Origin of the sequence: Bifidobacterium choloepi (assembly GCF_010667615.1) — a bacterium.
GTDB lineage: Bacteria > Actinomycetota > Actinomycetes > Actinomycetales > Bifidobacteriaceae > Bifidobacterium > Bifidobacterium choloepi.
This window is the reverse complement of sequence record NZ_VYSG01000001.1, coordinates 75,295-93,222: the sequence shown is the minus strand read 5'-3', so window position 1 is coordinate 93,222 and position 17,928 is coordinate 75,295. Positions and strand designations below refer to the sequence as shown.

Annotated in this window: 16 protein-coding genes and 1 tRNA gene; 3 read left to right on the top strand and 14 right to left on the bottom strand. The window is 65.8% G+C overall.

Features of this window, described 5'->3' with window-relative positions; genetic code table 11:
• Positions 1 to 103: 103 nt before the first annotated feature.
• Entirely contained in the window at positions 104 to 1,057 is a 954-nt protein-coding gene (locus tag F6S87_RS00460) for a hypothetical protein (protein WP_163226726.1), read from the top strand.
• 16 nt (positions 1,058 to 1,073) lie between these two features.
• On the opposite strand, the gene F6S87_RS00455 is transcribed toward F6S87_RS00460, so the two are convergent.
• Complete coding sequence (locus tag F6S87_RS00455) at positions 1,074 to 2,243, bottom strand: hypothetical protein (RefSeq protein ID WP_163226725.1); 1,170 nt, start codon at positions 2,241 to 2,243, stop codon at positions 1,074 to 1,076.
• A 380-nt stretch (positions 2,244 to 2,623) separates the two neighbouring features.
• Here F6S87_RS00455 and F6S87_RS00450 point away from each other — a divergent pair.
• A tRNA-Pro gene (locus F6S87_RS00450) sits at positions 2,624 to 2,700 on the top strand.
• A gap of 108 nt (positions 2,701 to 2,808) precedes the next feature.
• On the opposite strand, the gene F6S87_RS00445 is transcribed toward F6S87_RS00450, so the two are convergent.
• The 3 genes from F6S87_RS00445 to F6S87_RS00435 all read right to left on the bottom strand — a co-directional run bounded on the left by F6S87_RS00445 (position 2,809) and on the right by F6S87_RS00435 (position 6,677).
• Positions 2,809 to 3,582 carry a class I SAM-dependent methyltransferase gene (locus tag F6S87_RS00445; protein ID WP_163226724.1) on the bottom strand — a complete coding sequence of 258 codons (774 nt, stop codon included), beginning with the start codon at positions 3,580 to 3,582 and terminating at the stop codon, positions 2,809 to 2,811.
• Positions 3,583 to 3,771: 189 nt separating this feature from the next.
• The gene (gene der, locus F6S87_RS00440; RefSeq protein WP_163226723.1) at positions 3,772 to 5,904 is read right to left on the bottom strand and encodes a bifunctional cytidylate kinase/GTPase Der; all 2,133 of its coding nucleotides are present in this window, start codon (positions 5,902 to 5,904) and stop codon (positions 3,772 to 3,774) included.
• Positions 5,901 to 6,677, bottom strand: coding sequence for a pseudouridine synthase (locus F6S87_RS00435; protein WP_163226722.1), 777 nt, complete (start codon positions 6,675 to 6,677; stop codon positions 5,901 to 5,903). Before F6S87_RS00435 ends, der begins: the two co-directional genes overlap by 4 nt.
• Before the next feature lie 250 nt (positions 6,678 to 6,927).
• Between F6S87_RS00435 and F6S87_RS00430 the strand changes: the two genes are divergently transcribed.
• On the top strand, positions 6,928 to 7,911 hold the full coding sequence (locus F6S87_RS00430) for an MIP/aquaporin family protein (protein ID WP_163226721.1): 984 nt from the start codon (positions 6,928 to 6,930) through the stop codon (positions 7,909 to 7,911).
• Here the strand turns inward: F6S87_RS00430 and F6S87_RS00425 are convergent.
• From F6S87_RS00425 to ruvC, 10 genes are all read right to left on the bottom strand, one after another.
• Positions 7,876 to 8,163: a DUF3017 domain-containing protein gene (locus F6S87_RS00425; protein ID WP_163226720.1), complete on the bottom strand. Its 288-nt coding sequence runs from the start codon at positions 8,161 to 8,163 to the stop codon at positions 7,876 to 7,878. The genes F6S87_RS00430 and F6S87_RS00425 overlap by 36 nt on opposite strands.
• Before the next feature lie 131 nt (positions 8,164 to 8,294).
• Positions 8,295 to 9,944, bottom strand: coding sequence for a bifunctional phosphoribosylaminoimidazolecarboxamide formyltransferase/IMP cyclohydrolase (purH, locus tag F6S87_RS00420; protein ID WP_163226719.1), 1,650 nt, complete (start codon positions 9,942 to 9,944; stop codon positions 8,295 to 8,297).
• A complete protein-coding gene (locus tag F6S87_RS00415; RefSeq protein WP_163226718.1) occupies positions 9,895 to 11,532 on the bottom strand; it encodes a cell division protein PerM in 1,638 nt (545 codons plus the stop codon). Before F6S87_RS00415 ends, purH begins: the two co-directional genes overlap by 50 nt.
• A 48-nt stretch (positions 11,533 to 11,580) precedes the next feature.
• On the bottom strand, positions 11,581 to 12,495 hold the full coding sequence (gene sucD, locus F6S87_RS00410) for a succinate--CoA ligase subunit alpha (protein ID WP_163226717.1): 915 nt from the start codon (positions 12,493 to 12,495) through the stop codon (positions 11,581 to 11,583).
• Positions 12,492 to 13,721 carry an ADP-forming succinate--CoA ligase subunit beta gene (sucC, locus tag F6S87_RS00405; RefSeq protein ID WP_163226716.1) on the bottom strand — a complete coding sequence of 410 codons (1,230 nt, stop codon included), beginning with the start codon at positions 13,719 to 13,721 and terminating at the stop codon, positions 12,492 to 12,494. The genes sucD and sucC overlap by 4 nt, the downstream gene beginning before the upstream one ends.
• Before the next feature lie 102 nt (positions 13,722 to 13,823).
• Complete coding sequence (locus tag F6S87_RS00400; protein ID WP_163226715.1) at positions 13,824 to 14,405, bottom strand: adenine phosphoribosyltransferase; 582 nt, start codon at positions 14,403 to 14,405, stop codon at positions 13,824 to 13,826.
• A gap of 331 nt (positions 14,406 to 14,736) precedes the next feature.
• Positions 14,737 to 15,246: a preprotein translocase subunit YajC gene (yajC, locus tag F6S87_RS00395; RefSeq protein WP_163226714.1), complete on the bottom strand. Its 510-nt coding sequence runs from the start codon at positions 15,244 to 15,246 to the stop codon at positions 14,737 to 14,739.
• 202 nt (positions 15,247 to 15,448) lie between these two features.
• Positions 15,449 to 16,510, bottom strand: a complete 1,062-nt coding sequence (ruvB, locus tag F6S87_RS00390; RefSeq protein ID WP_163226713.1) for a Holliday junction branch migration DNA helicase RuvB — start codon at positions 16,508 to 16,510, stop codon at positions 15,449 to 15,451.
• Between the two features lie 88 nt (positions 16,511 to 16,598).
• Positions 16,599 to 17,234: a Holliday junction branch migration protein RuvA gene (gene ruvA, locus F6S87_RS00385; protein WP_163226712.1), complete on the bottom strand. Its 636-nt coding sequence runs from the start codon at positions 17,232 to 17,234 to the stop codon at positions 16,599 to 16,601.
• An 89-nt stretch (positions 17,235 to 17,323) separates the two neighbouring features.
• On the bottom strand, positions 17,324 to 17,905 hold the full coding sequence (gene ruvC / locus F6S87_RS00380) for a crossover junction endodeoxyribonuclease RuvC (protein ID WP_163226711.1): 582 nt from the start codon (positions 17,903 to 17,905) through the stop codon (positions 17,324 to 17,326).
• Positions 17,906 to 17,928 lie beyond the last annotated feature (23 nt).

Here is a 17,928-nt window from a genome sequence, read left to right as displayed (position 1 = left end):
CGCCAGCGCGCCGCCGTCTTCGCAGGAATCGTATTTTCGCGGGAATCGTTCATGTTTGCACGATTCCCGCCACGGGACGTCTTCCGCACGATAAGCTAGCGTCATGCTCGACGAATTGACAACGCGCGACGAGGCGCAAGCCGCGGCCGAGGCACAGGACGCGGTGCTGCAGCGATCCGAACTCGATTTCCGTGGCGCGGCAAGCGAGGCCGAATCGTTCGCGGAACGAATTGGGGCGACCGTCGCCGGTTTCGAGGGAACCGAACGCTACGGCAGCCAGCAACGCGACGTCATCGTGTCCACCCGACAGGCCGCGGCGGCGCTAATACTCGAGCAGGCTGGCGAACTGCAACAGCTGCTGGACGCCGCCACGGGCCAGTACCGGCGATTCATGACCGACTGGCGGCTGGCGCTGGCGGCACGGAAAAAATCGCGCCGGGCTGCCGGCAATGCCGAACTCGCGCTGCTGGCCAACCAGACCTATCCCGCCCCTCCCTCACGCCAGGACATTGCCGGACGTCGACGGTTGCTGCGAAGTAACGAGCGCGAGGCAATTCGCCGCGACCTCGACGAATTCCGCAAGGCACGAGAGCGGGCACGCTATCGTCTCGGCACCGTTCGCACGGCACTGCGTTCGGCGAAGCGCTCGGCCGCCATGTTCACGAGGAAGGCCGACCAGGCCGAACGCGGCTCCTACGTCAGCAGTTTCATCGGCAACGACGCCGTGCGCATCACGCTCTACCAGCACCAGATCGCCTGCAAGGGCGAACGACATCCGCTGGTCATGGTCAACGCGTCGATCATGAACGGCACCGAAATGCAGTCGCGCGTCACGCTCACCCGTCTCCTGCTGCTCGGCATCTTCGCGTTCGCGTTCAAGAAACGCAAGGGCGGCGAGAAATACGTCGTCATCGAGGGGCCCGACTTCGCGTGGATGACCGAAGTGCATCCGAAAAGCCTCAAGCCGGCCATCCGCTTTGTCAACGCCGTCAACAACCAGGCTCGTCGCGAGACCTGTGCCTACGTGGCGGAGCATCCGGAGTCTTTGGACAGCTAGGAAGTGTCTAGGCCCATCATTCATCATTACCTTCGAAGAGACATTCCATGGCTACATCGCGAATAATTCGCGGAACAACGAGATCATGCAAGCGCGCCACTTCCAAGGCATACTCGATGGCATGCGTGGGTCCGACCGCCTCCAGATCACGTAGATTCTCCAATTCCGGCATAAGTTGCCGGTGATGGAAAAGAGCAATGAAATACGGGACCAAATCTCCCCGATCTGGATGCGCAGGGTAAGGACCAAGGTTTCCATTGAACAGCACGTCAGGCCAGCTCCGACCGGTGGCGACGAATTCGAAATAGGAATTCGGCAATTCCCGGATCGCCAATACGGCACCCGTCAAATGCGCGCAAATCTCGAAGGGCTTGTCCGGATGAGCACACTCGCGTTCTTGCAGACATTCGCAACCCATGCTCACGAGTGTTCCATCCTTGATGCACAATGCGGTGACGTATTCACGACGCTCGAACTGGTCCCGGACGCGAGCCATATACGTGCCGAATGGCAGTTGACCGCGTTCTCCGACACATCCGCTCGCTTGCCGTCCCAGCATCTCGTCTTGTCGACCAGATGGCAGCAGTTCGGGGCCGGTATTGTCCACCCACCACTTCCAAGCGACTTCGGCTTTCTGCATCACGGGCGACCTAAGGTCACCATATGCCAGCGCGTCCAGCGTCCGACCAACCGGTATTTGTTCGGCGAGATAGCGCAATTGGTTACCGGCACTCAGCGCGCGCAGCAATCCGATGTCGCGGCATTGTCTGAACGTCTCCGGTTTCGGCAAGCCTCGGTTGTCTCCCTGGACCATATGCCATGCGGCAACTGGCCTGACACGTCGACTCTCGTCATATAACACTAGATAAGTGCCGTCGAATACGGCATGCCACCACTGGGGAACCGAAGGCGAGGGACTGTCGAAGACCGTCTCACTGACTTGCGCAAGCGTGGGCCACTCGTCAGGGATGTCCCAATCATCGTCACCGTCATCGGTCGGGGAAGAGTTGAACTGTTCGAACTGATCGAATACCAGCCCATAGAAACTATCGGCAAGAACGACGCCGACATGATCGGCATAAGCATCATCGGAATTACCGTCGGCAAACAGCCGGTCGGGCAGGCAAGCCACACGGACCGGTTCAAGGTAACGGGAAAAGAGACCGGACTGCGGATCTTCCATCATGAATCCGCAACAATAGTGGGGACAGAACCAGAAATTTCTTGCTCCATGCTCATATTGGGCCTCGTCAATCGTTACCTCGCCAGCCGTCCTGACTAGGGTGTTCGGCAAGAAGTCAAATGACACGCTGCTGGGAATCACAGTGTCATGAATGCAGCCTCCGCAACGGCAACCAAGATGCCCCATTTTTATGTCCTCTCGTCGTTGAGCGCTACGCCCCAGCACCGGTGGAGTCGTCGGAATTATTTCCGTAGCGCAAGCGTACCAGCCAGCGCAAGACCGCGCGCCTTCCTCTCATGCATCTTCAACACCCCGGCGCTCGTGCCGATTTGCATAAACGACTCACCGATGGTAAGTTTTCTCTTCGGTGATTCTTCACCGTCCGGACCATAGCGCAGTTTGGTAGCGCACTTGACTGGGGGTCAAGGGGTCGCGGGTTCAAATCCCGCTGGTCCGACCAAGCGAAACGGTCCTGTCGACGGGTTCTTCCCGGCGACAGGACCGTTCTTGTTGTCAGCAACGATTCATCCGCGCCATGCGGTCGCAGGGCAACGAACAGAATTCGTCATCATGCGGCGACGTGCCCCAGGTACAGTTCGCTGTTCATCTGCAGCGTCACGTGGCCGTCGCGGGCGAACGAGTGGAAGATATCGCGGATGGCGGCGGTATAGGTCTCGAACGTCCCGTCCTGTGGCGATGGCGCCCAGGAGGACGACTGGCAGCGTGTGACGAAGGATTCCTCGTCGTAGCGCTGGGCGTTTGGAAACTCGAAGTGCTCGAACGGGCCGCCGAAATAGGTGCCGATTTCGCCGGCGTCGGCGATCAGGTCGGCCATCTCCCCCGGGAAATCCTCGTTGACCTCGGCCATTGCGGCACGCACGCGATGCCAGACCTCGTCGTTGCGGTTGTGGGTATTCCAGACCAGCGCGGCGTACGAACGGTCGCTTTCCTTCAATACGCGCAGGCTTTCCTTGCGGAAGCCGTCGACGTCGAACCAGTGGAACGCCTGCGCCGCGCAGATCAGGTCGGCGCAATGGTCCGGCAGGCCGGTGTGGACGTCGGTGCCGTCGACGACGGTCAGTGTCGGATAGTGATCGCGCAGCCGCTCGCCGATCGCGCGCATGTCCGGATTCGGCTCGACGGCCGTCACCCGGCCGCTGATGCCCAGCAGGCCGACCGTAAACTTGCCGGTACCGGCGCCGACCTCGACGATCGGCGACGTCGCGTCCAATCCGCACTGCGCCTTCAGCGTCTCGAACAGCGCCGGCGCGTATCCCGGACGCGAGCTGTCGTACAGCGCGGCCTTGCCATTGAATCCTCCGATGCCATGATCCTGCGTCATGAGCGGCCTTCCTTCCGTAAGTGGTGAATGGTTGCCATTCACTGTAGGAGATTCGGCGGTGTCCGGCGCCGACTTCTTCTGCTCGCTGAGGACATGGCCGGCCGCGACGGCGTGAGGAATGGCGACAAAAAAGCCTTCCTGCCGGCCCCGGATGGGCTGGAGGAAGGCCATGTCGCGTTGCGGCGAATGCTACTTGCGCTTCTTCTTCTCGCGGATGTTCACGCTGATCTGGATCGGCGTGCCCTCGAAGCCGAATTCCTCGCGCAGCTGGCGCTCGAGGTAGCGGCGGTAGCCGTGCTCGAGGAAGCCGGTCGCGAAGATCACGAAGCGGGGCGGCCTCGTCGAGGCCTGCGTGGCGAACAGGATCCTCGGCTGCTTGCCGCCGCGCAGCGGATGCGGGTGGGCGGCCTGGATCTTGCCGAGGAACGCGTTGAGCTTGCCGGTCGGAATGCGCTTGTCCCAGGACTCGAGGGCCGTGTGCATGGCACGGGTCAGGCGGTTCGTGTGCCAGCCGGTCTTCGCGGACAGGTTGACGCGCTGGGCCCACGGCACGCGGTCGAATTCGGTCTTCCACAGGCGCTCCATGCGCTGGCGGTCGAATTCGTCCATGAGATCCCACTTGTTGAACACGAGCACGACGGCGCGGCCGGCGTCGACGGCCGAGCTCATGACCTTGAGGTCCTGGTCGGAGATCGGCTCGGAGGCGTCGAACAGCACGAGCGCGAGCTCGGCGCGTTCGATGGCGGCCTGCGTGCGCAGCGACGAATAGTATTCGGCGCCGGACAGCTTGTGCAGGCGGCGCTTGATGCCGGCCGTGTCGATGAACAGCCAGTCCTCGCCGTCCAGGTGGACGATCTCGTCGACCGGATCGCGCGTGGTGCCGGCCAGGTCGTTGACGACTGCGCGTTCGGAGTGCGACAGCTGGTTGAGCAGCGACGACTTGCCGACGTTCGGACGGCCGACGAGCGCAACGCGGCGCAGGTTGCCGGGGGTCAGGAAACCGGACGTGCGTTCGGCCTGCTCGAGCTTGTCGAGGGCGACGTCGAGCAGGTCGCCCACTCCCCTGCCGTGCATGGCGGACACCGGGTACGGTTCGCCCAGGCCGAGCTTCCAGAATTCGGCGGCCATGTATTCGGACACCTGGTCGTCGATCTTGTTGACGGCGACGGTCACCGGCTTGCCGGACGAGCGCAGCATCTTGACGATCCGCTCGTCGGTCGCCGTCAGGCCGACCTGTCCGTCGACGACGAAGACGACGGCGTCGGCGAGCTGGACGGCGATCTGCGCCTGCGAGGCGATGGCCGAGTCGATGCCCTCGACGTCGGCTTCCCAGCCGCCGGTGTCGACGAGCTTGAAGTCGGTGCCGCGCCATTCGGCGTCGTAGCTGACTCGGTCGCGCGTGACGCCCGGCGTGTCCTCGACGACGGCGGCGCGGCGGCCGAGGATGCGGTTGACGAGCGTCGACTTGCCGACGTTCGGCCGTCCGACGACGGCGAGCACGCCGACTTCCTTCGCGGCGTTGTCGTCGCGGCGGTCGGCGAACGACGAGCCGTCGATCAGGCCCTCGTCGCCCTCGTCGAGCTCGTAGCCCTCGAGGTTGGCGACGTAACGTTCGTACTCCTGTTCCTCGATGGCGTCCTCTACGATGCCGACGAGCACGTCGCACGTCTCCTCGAACGTCAGGTCGGAGTTGTCGACGGTCGTCACGCCGTCGGAAGCCTCCATGAACGACGTCACCTTCGAGTCCATCCTGTCGCGGGCGGCGACGTTGTCGGCGCCGACGCCGTTGCCGGCCGACTGGCCATTGCGGCGAGCCTGGCGCACTTCCTCGCGGGCCGTCAGCAGGATGCGCACTTCGGCGTCGGGAGCGACGACCGTCGTGATGTCGCGTCCCTCGGCGACGATGCCCTTGCCGCCGGAGAACGATTCGTCCACGGCCTCGGCGGCGATGTAGGCGCGCTGTGCCGCGATCAGCACGTGGCGCACCGGGATGATGTTGGACACCTTCGAGACGTGCGACGAGACGTCGGCGGACCGGATGGCCTGCGAGATGTCCTCGCCGTCGGCGAAGACGCGCGGATCGTCCGGGTCGACGGAGATGTCGAAGTGACCGTCGGTGAAGAATGCGCCGACGGTCTCGGTGACTTCCTGCTCGCTGATGTCCTCGGCGTCCAGGTCGATGCCCCGGTTCATGCACCACCAGGCGCAGGCGCGGTACATGGCGCCGGTGTCCAGGTAGGCGAATCCGAAGTACTTGGCCAGCGCCTTGGCCGTCGACGACTTGCCGACGCCGGCGGGGCCGTCCATTGCCACGCGGATCACAGGCCCACCGCCTTCTGCAGCGAACGGACCTCGGTCTGCGAGAGCACGCGGTAGGAGCCGGGCTTCAGGTCGCCGAGCTTGATCGGGCCGATCTGCGTGCGCACCAGGCGGCGCACCGGAAAGCCGATCGAGCCGAAGATGCGGCGCACGATGCGGTTCTTGCCGGAGTGGAGCACCACCCTGACGATCGTCTGGTCGCGGCCGGAATCGAGGATCGTGCACTTGTCGAGCTTGATCCAGCCGTCGTCGAGCTGCACACCGGTCCTGACGAGGCGGTGGCAGACATTGCCGGACAGGTGGCCCTCGAGCGTGGCGATGTAGGTCTTCTCGACCTCGTACTTCGGATGCATGACGTGCTGGCTCAGCTCGCCGTCGTTCGTCATCAGGATGAGGCCCTCGGAATCGTAGTCGAGGCGCCCCATGTGGAAGATGCGGTCGTACTTGTCGCCGACGATGTCGGCCAGCGTGTAGCGTCCCTTCGGGTCTTCCATCGCGCTGAGGACCTTCTTCGGCTTGTTGAGGGCCAGCGTGACGTGATGGGTGTTGAGGTTGACGCGCGAACCGTCCACCCGGATGCGCTGCTTCTTCGGATCGACGCGCGTGCCGAGCGTCGTGACCAGTTCGCCGTCGACCTCGACGCGGCCTTCGGTGATCATTTCCTCGCACTTGCGGCGCGAACCGAACCCGGCCTGCGCCAGCAGCTTCTGCAGGCGGATCCCCTCGTTCGTGTTGTCTTCGTGCGCCTTCTTGGCGTGACTGTATGCGTGTGGCATCGTTCTCCCAACGTGACCGTTGTATACATGTATGCGATGGCCGCGCGGCGGGTAGCTGTCCCGAGCCGGTGCGACCGTGTGTTTCGACGTTTGCCCAATTCACAGGAAACGGCAAAGTCAACGTCTAGTATTGTACAACGGTGCCGTGCATTATGCCATGGCCAACGGGCGGATGCACTTCCGCCGCACGCTCCGGTCCGGCGTCTCCAGGGATTCCGCGACCGGCATGAGAAATCGAAGGAAAGTCCAAATGACTGCAGTTGACAATGATATCGTCGTCGAGCAGCAGGCCGCGCCCCGGGAGAAGCACGGCCTGTGGGCCCGCGTGCTCTCCGAATTCGCGGGCAGCCTGCTGATCTGCCTCGCGATCTACCTGATGTGCTCGTTCGGCACGGTGTTCTACAGCACGAACATGGCGTTCATCGCGCTCGGCACCGGCGTCGTCTACGCGACGATGACGGCGATCTTCGGCAAGATCTCCGGCGCCCAGTTCAATCCGGCCATCACGGTGGCCGCGATGCTGACGTCGAAGACGCGCGTCCTCGACGGCATCCTGTACATCGTCGCCCAGCTCGTCGGCTGCATCTGCGCCGGCGGCCTGTTCAAGCTGATCATCCCGACGTCGTCGTCGATCACGGCCGGCCAGTGGTTCAACCTGGCCGTCAACGGTTTCGACCAGGGTTCGGTGCTGTACACGTCGCTGAGCTCGCTGGGCCTGACGTTCAACGTCACCGTCGCCATCGTCGTCGAGCTCGCCGCCTCGATCATCGTCGTGGCCGCCGCCATGCAGACGATGAAGCGCGACGGCAAGCCGGAGAAGCAGCACACGCTCGTCATGGGCCTGGCCTATGCCACCGGCGTGGCGATGGCATTCCCGGTCACCGGCGCCTCGATCAACCCGATCCGCGCCACCGGCATCGCGATCTTCGGCCAGAACGAGGGCCTGACGCAGGAACCGCTGCAGCAGCTGTGGGTCTTCTGGGTGTGCTCCATCCTCGGCGCGGCCATCGTCGCGCTCGTCATCATCGTCGCCCAGCTCATCTCGGCGCACGCCGATTCCGACGTCCTCGTCGAGACCGATCCGGCGGCCGCCGCGATGGAAGACGCCGAGGATGCCGAAGGCGGCGCCTACCTCGAGCAGTCCAACAGCGACACGACGTTCGAGGACCAGCCGCTGACCGGAGCCGAGGCGAATGCGCTAGAAGCTCAGGAGTCGAATGGAGAGGAAGAGTAGCATCACGCCGATGCCGAATCCGATTCCGATGATCGAATCGAACGCCACGGAACGCACCTTCCACGGACTGCGCTCGCGCATGACGAGGCGGACGACGCCCGTGGCGATGGCCGCCACCGCGATGATCGCGGTGGCGGCCATTTCATGTCCGAGGATGGCGGCCACCGCGCACAGCACGACGCATGCCGCCACGGCCCATTCGAACCACGGCTTGCCTTCTCGGTCCTCGGAGACATACGGATGGTTGCTCATGGAATTACCTCGGATAGGGTCGGCGACGTCGTAACGGAGTTCCACTATACACGCGCCGGTCCTCCGCAGACGGCAATGCCCGCGAAACCAATGCGGTTTCGCGGGCATTGCCGTCTGCGGTCCGTGAACGGTCAGTGGAAGAAGTGGCGGGTGCCCGTCACGTACATCGTCACGTTGGCCTTGCGGGCCGCCTCGAAGACTTCCTCGTCGCGGATGGAGCCGCCGGGCTGGACGATGGCCCTGACGCCGGCGTCGATGAGGATTTCCGCGCCGTCGGCGAACGGGAAGAACGCGTCGGACGCCGCGACGGCGCCGTTCGTGCGGTTCCTGCCGTCGTCGAGCGTGTTGGCGCGCTCGACGGCGAGGTTGGCGGAGTCCACGCGGTTGACCTGGCCCATGCCGATGCCGACCGTCGCCTCGTCCTTCGCGATGAGGATGGCGTTCGACTTGACGCAGCGGCAGGCGCGCCATGCGAACTCGAGGTCCTTGAGCGTGGCGTCGTCCGCGGCGTCGCCGGAGACGAGCTTCCAGGCGTCTGGACGGTCGCCTACGGCGTCGATCAGGTCCGTGGACTGGACGAGCAGGCCGCCGTCGATCTGGCGGAACTGGAACTTCGAGGTCGGCGGCTCGGCGACCTTGAGGATGCGCAGGTTCTTTTTCTTCGCCTGCAGCAGCGCCAGCGCTTCCGGCTCGTAGTCGGGGGCGACGATGACCTCGGTGAAGATCGGGCGCACGTTTTCGGCCATCTCGAGCGTGACGGTCGCGTTGGCGGCGATGACGCCGCCGTAGGCGCTCATCGGGTCGCAGGCGTGGGCCTTGAGGTGCGCCTCGGCGACGGTCTCGCCGATGGCCAGGCCGCACGGATTGTTGTGCTTGACGACGGCGACGGCGATTTGCGGGGCGAAGTCCCAGACGGCGCGCCAGGCGGCGTCGGCGTCAACGTAGTTGTTGTAGCTCATCGGCTTGCCGCCGAGCTGCTCGGCATGGGCGAAGCCGCGGGTGTTGAGCGGATCGGTGTACAGTGCGGCGAGCTGGTGCGGGTTCTCGCCGTAGCGCAGGATGTGTTCGCGGTTCCAGGTGCGCGTGTACGCGGCGGGGAACTGTTCTTCCTTCCTTGCCTCGACGGCGTACGGCTGGTCATCGCCGGCCAGGGCGCGCTGCGAATCGGCGATCGAGGCCGGCTTCGTCCAGTGCCTCGTCGTCCATTCGGCGATCGTCGCGTCGTAGGCGCCGGTGTGGGCGAAGGCCTTGCCGGCCAGCCAGCGGCGTTCCTCGAGCGAGAAGCCCTCGCCATTGGCGACGCGTTCGGCGACGAGCGCGTAGTCGGCCGGATCGGTGACGACGGCGACGGTGGCGGAGTTCTTCGCGGCGCCGCGGACCATCGACGGGCCGCCGATGTCGATCTTCTCGACGATGTCGGCTTCGCCGGCGCCGGAGCGCACGGTGTCGGCGAACGGATAGAGGTTGACGACGACGAGGTCGAAGGGCCTGATGCCGAACGATTCGAGCTGGGCGGCGTGGTCCGGGTTCGTCATGTCGGCGAGGATGCCGGCGTGGATGTGCGGGTCGAGCGTCTTGACGCGGCCGTCGAGGCATTCGGGGAAGCCGGTCACCTCGCTGACTTCGGTCACGTCGACGCCGAGTTCGGCCAGCCTGGCCGCCGTCGAGCCGGTCGAGACGACTTCGGTGCCGGCGTTCCTGAACGCCTCGGCAAGGACCTCGATGCCCTCCTTATGATAGATCGATACCAGTGCCCGTCGTAGTGGTCGGTTCGTGGTCACCCTGGTTCTCCTTCGCGTTGCGGGTGGAGTTCACGCGGCGAGGCGCCTTGTTCTCTCCCCCGGTGTGATCGTTGGGCTTGGCCGGGTCCGACTTGATCGCGCGGTCGGACTTGGCCATGCGGGGACGCCGTGGCGAGGCCGCGGTTTCGACTGTAGCGGAAGAATCGTTCCCGGTCTTGCGGTTGCTTACCGTTCGGTTCTTCCGGGTCGTTTCCCCGGCATCGCCGGCGGCGACCGGCGCGGCATTGGAAGCGGCCGCCCGCCGGCTGGCAAGCGCCCAGCGCACGGCGAAGACGGCGGCGGTGACGACGAGCGCGGCGAGCCACGCTCCGAACAGTCCCATGGCCGTCGGCCTGGCGACGGCCTGCGTGGAGGCGAGGACGTCGACGCCGACGTCCTTGAGCCTGCCTTCACCGAGCGAGCCGTTCGACAGCAGGAACATCAGGCTCGACAGCAGCGAGACGACGACGGCGGCGATACAGAACGCGCCGGCCGGATAGGCGAAACTGACAAGCATCGTCTTCGGGTCGGGATCCTGGTCGCGGCCCCTGAGCCGGATCGGGAAGCCGCGACGCCACAGCAGCGCGACGACGGCGACGACGGCGCTGACGACGAGCGGAATGGTCATGACGACGTTGATGACGGCGAGGCTGTCGACGGCGGCCGGAAACAGGCCGAAGACCGGCAGGCTCGGCAAGTCGCTGCCCGAGCCGCTCCACAGCGTGAAGCTGGCGAGCGAGCCGATCGAGAATCCGGCGCCGAAGAGCCACGACAGCGCCCAGGCGACGAGGTTCGGCAGCCAGGCCAGCGACATGACGACGATGAGGACGCGCGACCATGTCTTGACACCGAGCAGGTCGAACAGCGTGCCGACGGCGCCGTGGTCGAGGACGATCCACGCGACGAGCGTGCCAAGTCCGACCAGCGCATAGATGCCGAGCAGCAGGACGCCGAGGAACAGTCCGGAGAGCACGGTGTGCCGCACCGGTTCGGACACATGGGAATGCAGGTAGCCGACGGCGCGCAGCCGCAGCGCCGACGACGGCAGCGAGCCCCAGAGAAATCCGATCGTGAAGACGAGCGCCGACTTGAGGGCGACGATCCAGCCGTCGTCGTACAGGCCGACCGTCAGCCCCCTCGTGCACAGCAGCGACATCGCGACCCACAGCACGGTGCCGGACACCCATGCCTGCGGTTTCGCGCACAGGCGCGCCGTGAACGTGCGCACGAGCAGGATGAGCAGGAATGTCAGCGACAGCGGCACGATGCCGACGACGATGCCGGCGGCGTGGAAGGAGACGCCCTGTGCCAGCAGCACGAGCGCCTTGGCCAGCGGGAAGGCGTACATGGACATGCTGGCGCCGCCTTCCTCCATCGCGAAGACGAGCAGCGCCAGAGCCATGAAGAAGCCGGTCGCCAGCGCGAACAGCAGCATCGGGGCGGCCGCGACGACCAGGCCGCGGATCCACGGTCGCAGCGTCCGCGCCACCGTGACGTGCGGCAGGCGGACGGCTCCGGAGCCGCCTACGGGGTGGCCGGACCGTTCATGGCGTTCACTGCGTTCCTTGCGTTCGTTGCCGTTGTTCAACGTTCCGGTGCACTCCGTTTCCGTGGCGTGATGGTGATGCGGTGCCGCTCACAGGTCGGCGAGCAGTCCGCGCATGATGTCGGCGGCGGCCTTCGGGCTCTTGCCGACCGGAATGCCGGCGGCTTCGAGGGCTTCCTTCTTGTCCTGGGCCGTGCCCTTGCCGCCGGAGACGATGGCGCCGGCGTGACCCATCTGCTTGCCTTCGGGGGCCGTGAAGCCGGCGATGTAGGCGACGACGGGCTTGGTCATGTGCGCGGCGGCCCACTGCGCGGCGTCCTGCTCGGCGTTGCCACCGATCTCGCCGATCATGACGACGGCCTTCGTGTCGTCGTCGGCCTCGAACGCCTCGAGGGCTTCCTGCAGCGTGGTGCCGACGATCGGGTCGCCGCCGGCGCCGAGGCAGGCCGTGAAGCCGATATCGGACAGCTCCTCCATCATCTGGTAGGTCAGCGTGCCGGACTTCGAGACGAGGCCGAGCGGGCCGCGGGAGACGATGCCGTCGGGAATGATGCCGAGGTTGACGCCGTGGCTGTCCTCGCCGGACGGCAGCGTCATCAGGCCGGGACAGTTCGGTCCGACGATCCGCACGCCGTTCTCGAGCGCGAGCTCGACGAAGTAGGCGCTGTCGGCGACCGGGATGCCCTCGGTGATGACGACGACGACCGGCATCTTGGCCTCGACGGCCTCGACGACCGCGCCCTTCGCGAATTTCGGCGGGACGAAGACGACCGACGCCTGCGCGCCGGTGGCGTCCTTCGCTTCCTGGACGGTGGCGAAGACCGGAATCTCGACGGTGTTGCCGTCGGCGTCCTCGAACGGGACGGTCGTGCCGGCCTTGCGCGGGTTGACGCCGCCGACGATGTTCGTGCGGGCCTTGAGCATGCGGGCCGTGTGGGTCATGCCCTGGTGTCCGGTCATGCCCTGGACGATGACCGGGGCGTCGTCCTCGATGAATGCGGTCATTGCTCGTCCTCCTCACGACGGGCCGCGCTGGCGGCATTGGCTGCGATGGCGTCCGCGGCGTATTGCGCTGCGAGGGAGGCGGCGTCCTCCATCGTGCGGGCGACGTGGATATTGTCCAGCGACGCCTTCTCGAGCGTGGCGAGGCCCTCGGCCGCGGCGTTACCGTCGAAGCGGATGACGATCGGCTTGTCGACGCCGAGCGCGGCGACGGCCTCCAGGACGCCCTCGGCGACGGTCTGGCAGGACGTGATGCCGCCATAGACGTTGATGAGCACCGATTCGACCTTCGGGTCGCGCAGCACGAGTTCGAGGCTCTTCGCCATGACGGAGGCCGACGCGCCGCCGCCGATGTCGAGGAAGTTGGCGGCCTTGACGCCGCTGCCCTGGTCCTCGCCGGCGTAGGCGACGGCGTCCAGCGAGCTCATGACGAGTCCCGCGCCATTGCCGATGACGCCGACTTCGCCGTCCAGGTGAACGTAGTGCAGCCCGTTGTCCTTCGCCTCGCGCTCGAGGGCGTCGGCGACGACCGGATCGCGGAACCTGGCCCAGCCGTCGTGGCGGAACGCGGCGTTGTCGTCGAGCGAGATCTTCGCGTCCAGCGCGACGAGTTCCTTGCTGTCCTCGTCGTCGGGGTCGCCGACCTTCGCGAGCGGGTTGATCTCGACAAGCGTGGCGTCGTTGTCCTTGAAGCACCGCCACATCTTCAGCAGGATCCGGGCGGCCTGGTCGACGTCGGCGTGGTAGAAGCCGATGCTCTCGGCCATCTGCGTGGCGGCCTCGAGGTCGAAGTCCTCGAGCGCGTCGATGTGCAGGCGCCGGACCGATTCGGGGTGCTCGCGGGCGATTTCCTCGACCTCGGTGCCGCCGTTGGCGGTCGCGAGCACGTCGAAGTCGCGCGACGAGCGGTCGACGGAAATGGAGACATAGTATTCGTGCAGGACGTTCTTGGCCTCGGCGAGCAGCACGCCGTTGACGCGGTGACCGTGAATGGTCATCGGCATGATGTCGCGCGCCATGGCGACGGCATCGTCGAGGTCGGCGGCGAGCTTGACGGCACCGGCCTGTCCACGATGGCCGATCTTGGCCTGGCCCTTGACGACGAGCGGAAACCCGATTGTCTCCGCGGCGTCGGCGACGTGTTCGACGGAACCGGCATAGACGGCCCGCGGCGTCGGGATGCCCTGCTCCTCGAGCAGTTCCCTCGCCTGATATTCGTAAAGATCCATGGACTTCTCTCTAGGACTCGTGCGGTGGGTTCACCTGTCCATCGTAGCCAACTTGTCGGCGTAGGGGGCGTCGTGTCCCATTCCCGGCATGGCCGCGGATGCTCAGGCCGGCATGCGCAGCAGCGAGCTGGTCGGATAGTCGCCGAGCTCGGCGATGCCGTCGAGGCCTTCCAGCTCCATCACGAAGCTGAAGCCGGCGACGGTGCCGCCGCACGCGGTGACGAGCTGGCGGGCGGCCTTGGCCGAACCGCCGGTGGCGATCAGGTCGTCGACGATCAGTACGCGTTCGCCCGGCTTGATGGCGTCGGACTCGACCTCGATGGTCGCCTCGCCGTATTCGAGACTGTAGCTTTCGCTGACCGTTTCCGGCGGCAGCTTGCCGGCCTTGCGCACGGCGACGAAGCCCTTGCCCAGATGGGCCGCGAGGGCGGGACCGAACAGGAAGCCGCGGGCCTCGAGACCGGCGACGGCGTCGATGTCGTCGGCCGGAACCGGCAGGGCCGCCTCGAGTGCACGCATGAGGATCTGCAGCGCGCGGGCGTCTGCGAACACCGGCATGAAATCACGGAAGAGAATGCCCTCCTTCGGGAAATTCGGCACAGACCGAATCAATGAAACGAGGTATTGCGCATCTTCCTCGCCGACCTTGAGAATGTCGGCCAGCGTGATGTCCGTGTTTGCCATGAGTGTCCTTCGTAGAGGTTCCGGCGGCGGGTGGAACCGGTTGCACCGGAAAGGTCCGGACCGTGCGGGCGGCGCCTTCGGAGCCGGCCGCCTGTCCGGCGTGCAGTATCTTGTCCTAATAAGTTGTCATGCAGACGGAAGGCGGCGACGCGGTGCCCCCGGACGCCGGATCCCCCATGCACGTGAGGAATCATACCATTCGACCCGTATGTACTCGCGCCGCGGACGCCCCGGGGATGTCGTTTCTTTCCGACGGCACAAAAGCCGTCCGACGCGAAACGGGCCCCCTTCGTCATGAAGGGGGCCCGTCCGGAATGGAAGCCGCCGTCCGTCACTTGGCGGAATCGGTCTTCTCGTCTTCCTCGGCGTAGGTGAGTTCGGCCTGTTCCTCGCCGTCCTCGACCGTGGCGGCCTCGGTCTCGACCGTCTCGGTGTCCTCGGTGGCGTCGGCCGGCTGCTGGGCGTCGGCGGCCTGGTCGGTTCCGGCGACCGTCGTGTCGACGACGTCGCCCTCGATCTGCTCCGGCTCGGTCGGCAGCGGGTTGCCGTTCTCGTCGACTTCGGAATCGTCGACGTAGGCCGGGCGGATGTATTCCTTGTTGATGGCCTTGAACGCGAAGCGCAGGTAGGAGCCCTCGGAATCGATGACGATCTCCTCGTACTTCTGGTCGACGGAGACGACCTTGCCGATGACGCCGCCGATCGTGATGACCTCGGTGCCCGGCTGCAGGCTGTTACGGAAGTCCTGGACCTGCTGATTCTGCTGCTTGGCCTTGCGCGACTGGAAGAACAGCATGCCGATCATGAAGACCAGGAGGATGATCAGAAATATATAGTCCATGGAAAATGGCTCCTTCGCATGTCGAACGGGCTGGACCGATCCGACTTCTCGGTATTCGATGTGTCTGACGGGGTTGGCCTGTCCGGACAGCGGTACCGGCGAGGACAGGCACTGGCGTCAACTCTCTTTCGTGCCGGCCTATTCCCGCCGCATTGCCATCGGAGCGCAAGGCCGGTCCGTCCACTCTAGTGCGAATTGGCGACTAGGACAACGCGCCGGCGCCGTCGGGAGGGGTCAGGCCGAGATGGTCCCATGCCTTGCGGGTGGCGACACGGCCGCGCGGCGTGCGGACCATGAAGCCCTCGCGCACGAGATACGGCTCGCAGACCGTCTCGACGGTTTCGGATTCCTCGCCGACCATCGCGGCCAGGTTGTTGACGCCGACCGGGCCACCGTTGAAGTTCGTGACGATCGCGTTGAGCACGGCGATGTCGAGACGGTCGAGGCCTTCCGTGTCGATCTGGTAGAGCGCCAGCGCCTCGACGACATCGTCCGGTTCCACGGTGTCCAGTTCGTGGACGACGGCCCAGTCGCGCACGCGGCGCAGCAGGCGGTTGGCGATGCGCGGCGTGCCACGCGAACGGCGCGCCAGCTGGGCGGCCGACCCGTCGTCGAGCGGCAGGCCGAGCACGGCCGCCGATCTCGTGATGAGCTTTTCGAGCTCGTCATGGGGGTAGAAGTCGAGATGGGCGGTGAAGCCGAACCGCGCGCGCAGCGGCGACGGCAGCATGCCCTCGCGCGTCGTCGCGCCGATGACGGTGAAGCGCGGCAGCGTCAGCGGAATGGACGAGGCGCCCGGCCCCTTGCCGACCATGACGTCGACGCGGAAGTCCTCCATCGCGATGTACAGCAGTTCCTCGGCGGCGCGTGGCAGGCGGTGGATCTCGTCGATGAACAGCACCTCGCCGGCCTCGAGCGAGCTCAGGATCGAGGCGAGGTCGCCGGCGTGCTGGATGGCCGGGCCGGACGTCACGCGGATCGGCACGCCGAGTTCGTTGGCGACAATCATCGCCAACGTCGTCTTGCCCAGTCCCGGAGGGCCCGCGAGCAGGATGTGGTCGGGCGGCACGTCGCGCTTGCGCGCGGCGTCCAGGAACAGCTGCAGCTGTGCCTTGAGCAGCGGCTGCCCTATGAAGCCGTCGAGTACGTGCGGCCTGAGTTCCTCGTCGCTGACCGGCTCGTTGCCGACCGGCGACGAGGAGACCATCCTGAGCGACTCCTCGTTCGCGCCCGCGTTGACGCCGTCGTACATCTCGTCCATCATCCTCGTCGTTTCCGTCCCTTCGCCCGGAGCAGTTCCGGACCGTTTGCGATAGTCCCCGGCGCTTGTTGCCGGCGTTGTCCCGGGCGGCTCACTGGCCGCGGTCCAGCGACGTCAGCGCCAGCCTGAGCACGTGCGGCACTTCGTCGTCGGCCAGCGGCACGGCGATGCCGTTGGCCTCGATGACGCCGTCGACGGCCGCCGTGGCATCCTGCTGGCGCCATCCGAGCGACATCAGGCCCTCGACGACCTGCAGGCGACCGGTGTCCTCGGGCGCCCTCGCCGGCGCCGCGGCCGGAATCTTGCCGTCGTCCCGGCCAAGCTCAGCGAGGTCGATCGAGCCCTTGAGCTCGAGGATGATCTTCTGGGCGCCCTTCTTGCCCAGGCCCGGCGCCTTGGCCAGCGCCGTCGCGTCGCCGTCGGCGATGGCGCGCGACAGCCGGTCCGGAGCGAGCGTGGACAACAGGCTCAGCGCCACTTTCGGGCCGATGCCGCTGACTTTCTGCAGCTGCAGGAACATCCGCTTCGACGAGGCGGACAGGAATCCGAACAGCGTGACGGCGTCCTGCGAGATGGCCAGCGACGTGTACACCTTCACGTCGGCACCGGCGTGCAGGTTCGCCAGGTCGGCCGCCGGCATGCGCACTTCATAGCCGACGCCGGCGACGTCGACGATGGCGCAGGCGGCATCGACGGAATCCACCGTGCCGCGCAGCATTCCAATCATGATTGTCCTTTCGTCCGTCCCCGGCGGTCATTGTCCTGCCACCATCTTACCCGAACATCTGTTCGAGTCAATCCGGTGATTCGGCGCCGTTACATCGCCCGGCCCTGCGTGCGGCCCCGGGACGCCTTCTGCGCCGCCTTGGCCCACTGGCGCTGCGCCGCCGTCAGGTGTTCCTCGCGTTCGCCACCCTGGATGGCGCCGGCCGGACGCAGCGCATGGCAGATCGCGATGGCCAGCGCGTCGGCCGCGTCGGCCGGCTTCGGCAGCGTGTTGAGGTTGAGGATGCGGGCGACCATGCGTTCCATCTGGATCTTCTCGGCCTTGCCGTTGCCGGTGATCGCCATCTTCGACTCGGTCGGCGTGTGCAGCGCGACCGGAATGTTGCGCTGGGCCGCCGCCAGCATCGCCATGCCGGCCGCCTGGGCAGTGCCGAGCACCGTGTTGCGGTTCTCCTGCGCGAAGACACGCTCGATCGAGACGACGTCGGGCGCGAATTCGTCGAGCTTGGCGGCCAGCCCGTCGTAAATCGTCAGCAGTCGCCGGTCCTGCGGCGACTTGGGATCCGACCTGACGACGTCGACGTGGATAAACGAAAGCCGGCGGTATGCGCCGGCTTCGATCACGCCGACTCCGCACCTGGTCAGGCCGGGGTCAACGCCAAGGATGATCATGCGTACAGCAATGCCTCCGTCGA